Source organism: Streptomyces sp. NPDC002896, assembly GCF_040295225.1.
In the GTDB taxonomy this organism is placed as follows: Bacteria; Actinomycetota; Actinomycetes; order Streptomycetales; family Streptomycetaceae; genus Streptomyces.
Genome location: NZ_JBEOVA010000001.1, coordinates 239,095 through 250,683 on the forward strand (window position 1 = coordinate 239,095; position 11,589 = coordinate 250,683).

The following is an 11,589-nucleotide window of genomic DNA, read 5'->3' on the forward strand; positions in this document are numbered from 1 at the left end:
CTGTCCCGACCCGGCCGGACGACGCCGTTCGGCCGTGCCCGGGTCCACCGCGGTGCGCACGTGCTCACGGAACTCCCCACGTTCTCCAGGAGCGACAGCATGCGACGCAAGAAGACATACGCGGCCTTACTGGGCCTCACCACGGCCGGCGCCCTCGTGCTCTCGGCCGGCGGCGCCAGCAGCCACGGCTACACCGACCTCCCCATAAGCCGGCAGAAACTCTGTGCCAACGGCACCGTGACCGGCTGCGGCGCCATACAGTACGAGCCGCAGAGCGTCGAGGGGCCCAAGGGCTTCCCGGCCGCCGGCCCCGCCGACGGGCAGATCTGCTCCGCCAACCACACCAACTTCGCCGCGCTGGACAGCCCGAAGACCCCCTCGGGCGGTGCCTGGCCGACGACCAAGGTCACGGGCGGGCAGAGCTACACCTTCCGCTGGCAGTTCACGGCGCGGCACTCCACGACCGACTTCAAGTACTTCATCACCAAGAACGGCTGGAACGAAAGCCAGCCGCTGACCCGGTCGGCCATCGAGGCCACGCCCTTCCTGACCGTGCCCTACAGCGGTCAGCCGCCCGCCACGCTCTCGCACGCGGGCACGCTCCCCTCGGGCAAGAGCGGGCACCACGTCATCCTGGCGGTGTGGACGATCGCCGACACGGCGAACGCGTTCTACGCCTGCTCCGACGTGCAGTTCTGAGGCCCGGTCAGGGGTTCTGCTCCGGGCTCGCCCGTACCACCCGCAGATAGGTTCCGCGCACGTCGCGCCCGGCTGCGCGACGTGCGCGGAGCTGAACCGCCCCGAGCCACGGGCGGGATGACGCATCACCCGTAGGGACCTGTTTTTATAGTTTTTTCACCATTTCACGCCCTGCCGCACGGAAATCCGGCGACATCAGGGGCTTCATGGGAGGGAGCCGTCCGCGGATGCGTGGTTCCTCGCCCATCCGGGCCGACGGTGCCGGAGCGAGGACCGCGGAGGTTTCCGATGCGCAAGTGGCTGCCGCTGATCGCGGTGTGCTTGGGCGCGTTCATGCTGCTCGTCGACATCACGATCGTGACCGTCGCCCTGCCCGACATGGCCGCCGGACTGGGCACCACCTTCGCCGACCTGCAGTGGGTGATGGACGGTTACGCCCTCGCCCTGGCCGCGCTGCTCCTCGGCGCGGGCTCGCTCGCCGACCGCATCGGCCGGCGGGCGGTGTACGTGGGCGGCCTCGTGCTGTTCGCCGCCGCCTCGCTCGCGTGCGCGCTGGCGACGGGACCGGGCGCGCTCATCGCGTTCCGCGCGCTCCAGGGCATCGGCGGGGCCGCCATGTTCGCCACGACCATGGCTCTCCTCAGCTGCGCCTACCAGGGCCGCGACCGGGGCGTCGCCTTCGGCGTGTGGGGTGCGGTCAGCGGAGCCGCGGCCGCGGCGGGACCGGTGCTCGGCGGGCTGCTGACCGAGCACCTCAGCTGGCGCTGGATCTTCTACGTCAATCTGCCGATCACCGTCGTCGCGGTGCTCGTCACCATGCGCGCCGTCCAGGAGTCCCGCGATCCGCGGGCCGCCCGCATCGACGTCCCCGGCATGGCCACCTTCACGCTGGCCGCCGGGGCGCTGACGTACGGCCTGATCCAGGCCGGCGAGGACGGCTGGCTCCACGGTGCGACGCTCGGACCGCTCGCGGTGAGCGCTGTGGCCGCGGTCGTCTTCGTGCTGATCGAGCTGCGCACATCCGATCCGATGCTGGACCTCTCGCTGTTCCGCAACCGGTCCTTCACCGCGATCATGATCGGCGGAGTCCTGCTCGCACTTTCCGCATACTCCTGCCTTGCGTACCTGTCGCTGTGGCTGCAGTCCGTACGCGGCATGGGACCCGTGGCCGCCGGGCTGGCCCTGGTGCCGATGAGCGTGGCCGCGTTCGTCGCCTCCGCGCTCACCGGGCGTTTCCTGCACGGCGCTTCGCCCCGGCTCACCATCGGCGGCGGGCTGCTGCTCGTCGGCGCGGGCGCGCTGCTGCAGTCGCTCCTGGGCGCGAACTCGACATGGCTCACGCTGCTGCCCGGCCTCGCCGTCACGGGGATCGGCGTCGGTCTGGCCACCCCGGTGATGGCGTCCGCCGCGATGGCCCAGGTGTCGTGGCAGCGCGCCGGCATGGCGGGCGGAGCCCTCAACACCGGTCGGCAGCTGGGCAACGCGTTGGGCATCGCCCTGCTCGGCGCGATCTTCCAGGCCGGTCTGCTCCGGGTCCTGCGTGACGGGAACGCCCTGCCCGACGCGGACCGTGCGGCCGCCGCGGTGAGCGGTGGGCGCGCCCAGAGCGTGATCGCCGGCGCCGCACCGCAGGAGCGTGCCGCCGTCGCCCACGACGTGCACGCGGCCTTCGCCGCGGGTCTGCAGGACGCCCTGCTGCTCGCCTCGTTCGCCGGACTCCTGGGCGGCGTGATCGTACTGGCGCTGATGCGCCGCCCGGATCCGGCGTCCGACAGCCAGGGTCACCGGTCCGCGGCGGAGCCGGCGGCGGCCACTGCGGCCGGTACGAGCTGAACGCGCGCGGAGGGCCCTCGCCTTCGGGGGCCCTCCGGTCTGTGTGCGGCCAGGGCCTCCCGGCCCCGGCCGCCGTGCACGTCACTTGGCCAGCTTGCCGTCCGCCCGCACCGTGAACCACGTGCCGCCGACGCCCTGGCCGCTGGTGTCGCCGGGGTTCTGGTCGCCGGTGTACCAGTAGAGCGGCCAGCAGTCGAGCGCGAGCTGCTTGGTGCCGTCGGGGCGGGTGTAGGTGCTGATCAGCTTGGAGTTGATGCCCTTGATGTCCTTCACGTCCACCGGCTTGGCGGGCTTCCACAGCTTCAGGCAGTCGCCGAGGCAGTTGGACTTCATCGGCCAGTCGGTGTCCTTGGTGAAGCGGTAGAGCGTACGGCCCTTGCCGTCCCGGACGATCTCGCCGAGCTCCGGGTCGGCCACCGTGGACAGCGCGGGCAGGTCTTCCTGTGCGGTCGACGCCTTGGTCGCCTTCTTGCCGTCGGGTGCCGCGGCGAACCAGGTGCCGCCCACGCCCTGGCCGTTCGTCTGCCGGGGCTCCGTGTCCTGCGCGTAGCGGTACATCGGCCAGCCGGCCAGCGTGAGCTGCTTGGTGCCGTCGGCGCGGGTCACCGAGCCGAGCAGCGCGGGGTCGATGCCCTGGCCCGCCGACGCCCCGTCCGCCGGGACCGGGGGCCAGGCGGTCGCACAGTCGCCCGTGCAGTTGGAGACGGGCGGCGACGCCGTGTCGTTGTCGAACCGGTAGAGGGTGAAGCCCGCGCCATCGGTCACGACCGGGCCCAGCTCGGCGCTCTCCCAGACGCTCAGCCGGCCTGCCTCCGAGGGCTGTGCTCCGGCGTCGCCGCCGGCGGCGGGTGTCGCGGTGGCCGTGACCGGGCTTGCGGCGGCGGCCGGTGCGGCCGTGTCCTTGGAACTCCCGCACGCCGCCGTCATCATGACCGCCGCCACCGTCAACGCGACCGGAACATAGGTGAATTTGCGCATGGCTGCGCCCCTCTCTGCCTTCGTCGAATTCGTCTCAATGGCTGCTGTGCCCGGCGCCCCTGAATTCCGCCGGAAAGGTCCGCCCCGGCTGCCGGGGAGGAGGTCGACCGGCTGCCGGGGCGGAGATCGGGTCCCGGATTCCTCCCCCAGCGCCTCAAGGGCCTGGGGCGCCCTCAGGGCCGGTCACCGTGAAAACGGCTTCAGCGGCGGGGCGGTTCAATTCCGGGGCGGTGAGTTTCTTTCGCTTTTCGTCGGCCGGCTGTTCTGCCGTGGCCGTGCACGGTCGGCGGGCCGGTTGGTCATACGGGGCCGTCGCGTCGGTCATGCCCGGCCGACTCAGGTGGTCTCACACGGCCGGTTCGCGGCGGCATACCCAGCGAGGCGGTCCTACGCGGCTGGTCCAGGCCGTCGTACGCCACCGGACCGCCGTCACACCCGCCCGGTTCCGGCGCCCGCCAGAGTCTGCGTGGGCACGACCACCTGTAGGCCGAGCACACCGAGGTCCACGGCGCCGTCGGACTCGGCGTACCACCGCCAGTGCGCTCCGGGGACGTCTCCGACCGTGAGCACGATCCAGCCGCCGCCCTCGGGTGAGGCGAGGTCCGCCAGGGCCCGGGCCTCCTCCGCGGTCGGGGGCTCGAGGAGCACGATGAAGCCGGTGATCTCGCCCGTACGGACGGCGCCGCGCACCAGGCCGACGCCCAGCTCCTCGGCGGAGTTCAGCACCTCGTCCGGGGCCCTGCCCTTCACGTCCGCCACCGAGCGGACCCGTACCAGGCCGTTGAGCCCGGGCAGGGCGCTCGCGCTCGGGTCCACCGACACCACCACGGTGCGCTGCCTGGGGAGTTCCATCAGACCCCGGACCAGCGCCGCCACGGTGTCCTGGGCGACGGTGAGGTCGCCGCAGACGCTGAGCGCGCCGTTGATCTGGCCGAGGTCGACCATGACCTGAGCTCCCCGCTCGCTCACCCCGACCCGGGCGAGGTGCGGCAGGGCCAGGCCCATGTCGGCCGCGGGATCGCCCTCGACGACCGAGGGCAGACCCGTGCGCTCCCAGCGGGTCGGGGCGAGCGCGGTCCACGGCGCCGGGGCATCGTTCGCGCCCGAGACCGAGGCGAGCAGCTTGGTGGGCTCGGCGAGGACGCTGTAGACGCGGACCGGGCGGGCCGTCTCCGACGCGTCCGCCGGGACGAGTTCGCGCAGCGCCTGGCGGACCACCACCGGAGTCCGGGTGTCCGCCGCCAGCCGTCTGGCCAGCGCGCCCCGGCGACGGCGGCGCAGCGCCAGCGCCAGGCCGCGCGGCAGCCGCGGGCGGAGCACCTTGGCGGCCCTGGCCACGCCGGAGCCGGTGGCACGGGCGGCACGTCCGAGCGGGCGTCGCGCGACGATCACCACGGTCAGCGCGGTGACCCCGGCGATGCCGCCGATCAGCGCCGGTAGCGGGACCCGCTCGCTGATCGCCGCGAACGGACCGGACGCCCGGCCGGACGCCGCGCCGGACACGGGCGAGGCGCTGGGCGTGCCCGGCGAGGCGCTCTGCCCGGACTGCCGCGGTGCGGTGGTGGCCTTCGCCTGCGGCAGTACGCCGAACTGGACGCCGGAGCCGTCGGCGTCCTCCGGGAGGATCAGCGCGAAGCCGGGGACCAGCTGGTCCGGGCTGACGAACACCGATCCGTCCGGCAGCACGCGCCCGCTGTTCAGCACCAGGATCTCCTCGAACCGGTTGCCGTCGCCGAGGGTGCGCTGCGCGATGTCGAACAGCGTCTCCTGCTTGCCGCCGTTGTCCTGCGCGGACCTGACGACATAGAACTTCGTCAGGTCCTCGGCCAGGAGCACCTGGCCCGCCCGCTCCCGGGCCGACGCCGGAGCGAGCGCGTGCGCCGGTGCGGGCAGCGCCAGCCAGGTGACGAGCGCGAGCCCGCACACCGCCGTGAGCTGTGCCGTTCTGCGCCGCCGCAGACCCGTCTGCCACGGGTGGGTCGTCGTTGTCGGGGCGTCTCGCATCTTCCTCGTCCTCCTCCGTACAAGGCCGTTGACGCGCGCTGCCGGGCGCGTCGGCCGTCACACGGGCGGGGCGGACGGTCGGTTCAACACCCTGAACCGTTCCGGTGCGACACCCGTGCACAGGGCGCCGAGCGAACGAGAAGCGGGGAGGCGCTGGAGATGGCACGACGGCACACCACGGGCTGGGAGGTCCTGGGGTTCACGAGCGACCCCACACCGGGCGACCCGGAGGCGATCCGGACGCTGGCCGGGACCTACCGGGAACTCGGCGACGGGGCGGGTGAGGCCGTCGACCTGCTCCGCGACGATGGGGCGATACGCCGGGGCAAGGGCAAGGCGATGGACGCCCTGAAGGACCGGATCAACAAGGATCTGCCGGGTCTCCTCGAGAAGACCAGGGACTCCTTCCGCAGCGCCGCGCAGGCGTACACCACGTACGCGGACACCCTGGCGAACGCCCAGGACATGCTGGACCGGGCGATCGACCAGGGGCAGGAGGTGGCCGCGACCGCGAAGACGGACGTCCCGGCCCTGGCACCCGACGCCACACCGGACCAGGTCGAGGCCCACAACACGCAGCAGAACGAGGTCGACGCGGCGAAGGAGCGGCTGTCGGCCGCGGAGGCGCTGGGCCGCGACGCGCAGCGGCTGCGGGAGGACGGCTCCCGGAGTGCGTCGATCGTCCTGGACGAGGCGGCCGAACAGGCCATCCCGGAACGGGGCTTCTTCAAGAAGATCGGCGACTTCCTCGCGGACAACCCGCTCATCGAGATCATCGCGGGCATCATCGTCGGCATCATCGCGGTGTTCCTGCCGATCGTGGGCGTTCTGCTGGGCGCCGCCCTGCTCGCCCTATCGGTGATCCGGATGGTGTCGCAGGGGAAGATCGACGTCGGTGATCTCGTCATCGGCATTCTGACGCTGGTGCCCGGCGGTGTGCTGCTCGGCGCGCTGGGCAAGGTCGGCGCCTCGGTGGCCAAGCTGGCGAAACTCGCACCGGCCCTGGCCAAGCTGGGCAAGGGCGCCGGGACGATCTCGGCGGCCCTGACGACGATCATCAAGGGCTCGACGTTCACCCGGAAGATCATCAACCCGCTCAGCAAGGGGCTCGTGGGTCTGGGGGCGAAGCCGGGCGTCGCGCTGGCCGGCAAGGTACTGGTCGACGTGGGCACCGAGTTCAGCCTGGGGCTCGCGGCGGCCGGGATCACGGCGGCGGCCGACGGCAAGGAGTTCAAGCTGGGGCCCGCGGCCGTCGGGGCCCTGATCGGTGCCGCATCGGGCGGTGTGCTCTCGGCGTTCGGCGGTACGAAGTTCGCCAACAACATCAAGGACGCCTTCACCACCAAGGGCAAGTTCAAGAGCAACATCGACAAGGCGTTCTCCAAGTCGAGCCTCGGCATCGTCGACGGCAAGTTCAAGCCGAGCGGCGTCCTGCACGTGGACGGCAAGGGGCAGGCCCAGAAGACCGGCTTCCACGGCATCAACAGCTCGACCAGCTCGGATCCGTCGACCGGTGAGCTCAAGACCAAGGTCACCACTCCGGACGGTACGAAGACCGAAACGAAGATCACGCCGCCCACCACCAAGGGCGACGAGCGACCGCCCGTCGACGACCTGCCCTTCTCACCGCTGAAGGAGCCCGTCACGTCGACCAAGACGACGACACCGGACGGCTTCACCTCGGAGACGAAGGACGGCACGAACACCATCAAGTCCCCGGCCGGGGACAAGATCACCTCGAACGGCAACACGACGACGATCGAGACCCCGCTGGGCGGCAAGGGCCCCGGGGAGAAGACCGTCGACGTACTCGGCGGCGATTTCGCGCCGGCGATCAAGGACAAGTTCGGCATCGGCACCGACAAGCCGACGATCAACACCGAACTGACGCCCGGCGGCGGGTTCAAGACGTCCGGCACGTTCGGTGACGTCACCAAGCAGCCGGGTGGTGGCACGACGTTCAGCACGCCGGGGGCCGACGGCAATGGCCCGACGCCGCAGTTCAACGTGAACAACAACCAGATCTCCACGCCGGGCGGCCTCACCGTGACCGACCGCCCGGAATTCACCACGGTGAGCGGCGGCGGGCTATCCGTCGACAACCAGGGCGGCACGACCTCGGTGTTCAACAACCCGAACCCGGGAGACGGGACACCGCCCGTGGTCACCCACAACCCGGCCAACGGGAACATCGACGTCAACCTGGGCAACGGCACGACGATCACGGGGAACGCGGGCAACATCGGCAACGGCGTGACGTTCCCGAGCGGCACCCAGACGTCGGTCGACAACGCGGGCAACATCAACGTCATCCACGGCGGCGGGGGCGGCCAGGGCGTCACCGTGGCTCCGGTGAACGCGGGCGGCACGGTCACCGTCCACGACGGCAACACCACGACCACCATCCCGACGACCGGCGGGGCGACGATCAACACGCCGGGCGGGCCCACCACCACGCTGGACAACAACGGCTTCACGGTGAACACCGGGGGAGCGACCCCCGACACCGTGCAGTTCAACGGCAACAACGGAACGCTCGACGTGACCCCGTCCGGCGGGCACCCACCGGTGACGGTGAGCCCGAACGGCCACATCTCCGTCGGCGGGATCAAGACCGGCCACGACGGCGGGGGCTCTGTCACGGCCGGCAACAATTCGGTGGAGTTCTCGCCGATCGACATCAAGTTCAAGGGCCCGGACGACTCCTCGTTCCACGTCAGCCCCAACGGCCGCTTCGACGTCGACGGGATCCACCACACGCCGGGCGGGACGATCACCTCGGGCACGACCACGCTGAACAAGGACGGCTCCGCGGCCATCTCGCACGGCGGCCAGCAGTTCGACGTCGGCACCAACGGCCAGATCACGGTCACGCCCACCGGTGGCAAGCCGGGCATCGAGGGCGCCCCGCAGCCGACCCCCGGCAACCCTGTCAGCCTGGGCAACACCACCATCAGCGTGGACGGGGCCGGTAACCACACGGTCACCGTCACTGGCAACAACGGCACCACGGCGACGGTGTCGAACGGCACCACGACCCTGAACTCGGGCCCGTTCCAGGTGACCCACGGCCCGAACGGCATCAGCGCGAGCACCAACGGCCCCAACCCGATCCAGGTCGACCACGGCACCGACGGCATCACCAAGGTCAGCAACGGCGGCGCCACGGTGAGCACCGGCCCGGGCGGTACGACCACCGTCGGCAACCAGGGCGGCGGCGGCCAGCCCGCGATCACCGTGACCCCGCCGAACGGGAAGACGCCGACGCAGGTCACCACCGGCGACGGCAGCACCTCCACGCTGACGGACAACGGCGCCCAGACCAACGTGGGCGGCAACAACGTCGCGAACGGCACCGTGAACAACGACGGCTCCGTCAACACGACCGCCCCGGCGGGCAACAACACGACGGTCACCAACGGCCCGAACGGCACCACTGCCACGGATACGGGCGGCAATTTCAGCGTCGACAACAACGGAACCGTCAACGACGGGGGGATCACCGTCACGCCGAACACCGACGGCCTCAATCACCCCGTCGCCGACATCAACAACACCGCCGACGGCGGCGGCCACGCGACGCTCAGCAACAACGGGATCGACTCCCAGGGCATCACCACCAACGTGGGCACGAGCGGCGACGTGACGTTCACCCATCAGCCGGCGCCCGGTGGGCCGACCACGACCGCCACTTCGGCTCCCAACGGCACGATCACGACGCAGGGGCCCGACGGCACGCTCGTCGACGTGCCCCCGCGCTTCACGAACCACCCGGGCGGCGGCATCGAGTACACCGCGCACGACACGAAGATCACCAACCCCAACGGCGGCGTCATCACCTCGGACGGGCAGACCATCACCCACTCCAAGGACGGATTCACCACCACCATCTCGAATGGCCCGAACGGCCAGACGACCAGTACCGTCCACGACTCCTCCGGCGTCGGCCACAGCATCGACGGCAACGGTCAGGCGACCGTGCACAACTCGCCCAGCGGTGCGGACATCACCGGCACCAACAGCCAGGTGACCGTGAACACCCCGCAGCAGGAGGGCTGGGGCCTGTTCGGATCGCCGGACATGACGGGCGGCCAGAACACGCTGTCCAACGGGCCGAACGGTCCCACGATCACCACGCACGGCGCCGACCCGATCCACGAGCCGGGCAGCACGGTGAACCACGCCCCCGACCCGAACGGCCCCGACGGCGAGTTCTCGGTCAGCTACGGACCGGCCTCGGGCACCTTCGCCCCCGGCGGGGTCACCAACCTCGGCCCGTCCAACACCCACCTGGACCCCAACACGAACCTGCCCATCGACACGGCGGGCCGCCCGATCGGCAACGGCCCCGGCCAGACCCCGATCAGCACGGTGAACGGCGACGGCAGCAGCGGCATCACCGTGACCACGCCTGGCAACGGGCCCACCCTGAGCCACGACGGCTTCTTCGGCGGCAAGACCACCGTGGACACCGGCAACGTCACGATCACCAAGACCCCCGGCGGCCAGGAGAACGCGGGCACAGCCGGCGAGAAGTCCGGAATCATCGACGGTCCCGAGAACCCGCTCGCCCCCACGGACAGGCCGGGTCCGGAGACCTTCACCGTGGGCGGCAACAACGGGCCCAGCGTGGACGTCCCGGTCAAGGGCGACGGCGGAGCCACCGTCCACGGCGGCCAGTTCGACGTGAAGTCGACCGGCAACGGCACGTTCGAGGTCTCCGTGACCGGCGGCGGCAACGGCCCCGCCGACACGGTCACCATCGGCAAGGACGGCACGCTGACCGGACCGGGGGTCACCGCACCGACTCTTCCGCCGGGACAGCAGGGACCGGTTCAGCCCCCGCACGCCACGCTCAGCAACGGCACCACCGTCATGGGTGGCCCGGGCACGCCCCCCGTCGTCAACCCGCCCAACGGCAACGGCCCGACCACCACGTTCAACAACGGAACGGCCACCACGACCGACGCGGGCAACGGCGTGACGATCACCCAGAACCCCAACGGCAGCGCCACCTTCAACAGCAACGCCGGCGGAGAGAACACCACCGTCAACGTCGACAACGGCGGCGTGGACGGCACCGTCGTCAAGACCGACGGCGGCAACCAGAGCACGTTCAACGTCGGCCTGGGTGACAGCGGCGCCGTCAAGGTCAAGGACGGCAACGGCAACACCGTCTCGGAGCTGGACGCGGCCGGCTCGTTCAACGAGCAGCACTCCCCGGTCCACGAGTACTACTCGCACACCAGCGGACCCACCGCGGTCACCGACCTCCGCGAGTACGGCTACGAGGCCCTCACCAGCGTCCTCAAGGGCATCTTCAACCAGGGCGTGAGCGCCGGCTACCAGATCGGCGCCAACGGCGCCGACCCGCTCACCACCCTGGAGAACGCGGGCATCAGGATCGGCAACGGCATCGGCAGCTCGCTGGGCAGCAAGCAGATCGAGAACGCCTACGTCTTCAAGACCAAGGGCCCCGAGGTTCCGCTCGCCACCATTCCCACGAAGACGATCGGCAATCTGAACAACAACGCCGACATCGACCTGGCGAATCCGCCGGAAGAACAGCCCGTCAAGGTGTGAACCGCTCCGGCACGGCCCACGTGTGTAAGGCGCCGGAGCAAGAAATCGGCTCACGAGTCCATGAACTCGCCAACTCGCTGACTCGCGAACTCGCGAAACCCGCGACGTCACGAACTCGAGAACTCACGAATCAAGAACTCACGAACGGGAGAAATTCCGATGGCCGACTACATCGTCAACGACGAGAAGACCGCCGCAACCGCCTCCAGCACCATGAACGAGTACGACGTGGCCGTGGCGCAGCTGGAGAAGATCAAGCGTGATCTCGACGCCCTGACGGAAGACGGCTACAACACCCCGGCCGCCAAGAGCCAGTTCAAGCCCTTCGTGGAGGACTTCTCCAAGGGTTACCGGTCGGTCGTCGACGGCCTGACGGGCATCTCCAAGTACGTGGACGGCGTCGGCAAGGGCTTCTCGCAGCTCGACTCCGACCTGGGCAACAGCCTCTCCAAGTGACCCCCCCCGACCGGCCGGGCCGGACCACGACGGTCC

At 70.6% G+C, this 11,589-nt stretch carries 6 protein-coding genes; 4 read left to right on the forward strand and 2 right to left on the reverse strand.

The features are described 5' to 3' along the window. Nucleotides 1–99 precede the first annotated feature (99 nt). Together ABT009_RS00975 and ABT009_RS00980 are read left to right on the forward strand one after the other, a co-directional pair. Nucleotides 100–699: a lytic polysaccharide monooxygenase auxiliary activity family 9 protein gene (locus ABT009_RS00975; RefSeq protein ID WP_351287985.1), complete on the forward strand. Its 600-nt coding sequence runs from the start codon at nt 100–102 to the stop codon at nt 697–699. A 288-nt stretch (nt 700–987) separates the two neighbouring features. Continuing rightward, the gene (locus tag ABT009_RS00980; protein ID WP_351287988.1) at nt 988–2,532 is read left to right on the forward strand and encodes an MFS transporter; all 1,545 of its coding nucleotides are present in this window, start codon (nt 988–990) and stop codon (nt 2,530–2,532) included. Between the two features lie 81 nt (nt 2,533–2,613). On the opposite strand, the gene ABT009_RS00985 is transcribed toward ABT009_RS00980, so the two are convergent. Beyond that, the gene (locus ABT009_RS00985; protein ID WP_351287990.1) at nt 2,614–3,510 is read right to left on the reverse strand and encodes an SCO0930 family lipoprotein; all 897 of its coding nucleotides are present in this window, start codon (nt 3,508–3,510) and stop codon (nt 2,614–2,616) included. 429 nt (nt 3,511–3,939) lie between these two features. Beyond that, nucleotides 3,940–5,514 carry a hypothetical protein gene (locus ABT009_RS00990; RefSeq protein WP_351287991.1) on the reverse strand — a complete coding sequence of 525 codons (1,575 nt, stop codon included), beginning with the start codon at nt 5,512–5,514 and terminating at the stop codon, nt 3,940–3,942. Nucleotides 5,515–5,673: 159 nt separating this feature from the next. On the opposite strand from ABT009_RS00990, the gene ABT009_RS00995 reads away from it, so the two are divergent. After that, nucleotides 5,674–11,097, forward strand: a complete 5,424-nt coding sequence (locus ABT009_RS00995) for a hypothetical protein (protein WP_351287994.1) — start codon at nt 5,674–5,676, stop codon at nt 11,095–11,097. Nucleotides 11,098–11,256: 159 nt separating this feature from the next. Continuing rightward, on the forward strand, nt 11,257–11,553 hold the full coding sequence (locus ABT009_RS01000; RefSeq protein WP_351287997.1) for a WXG100 family type VII secretion target: 297 nt from the start codon (nt 11,257–11,259) through the stop codon (nt 11,551–11,553). The last annotated feature ends 36 nt before the right edge of the window (nt 11,554–11,589 follow it).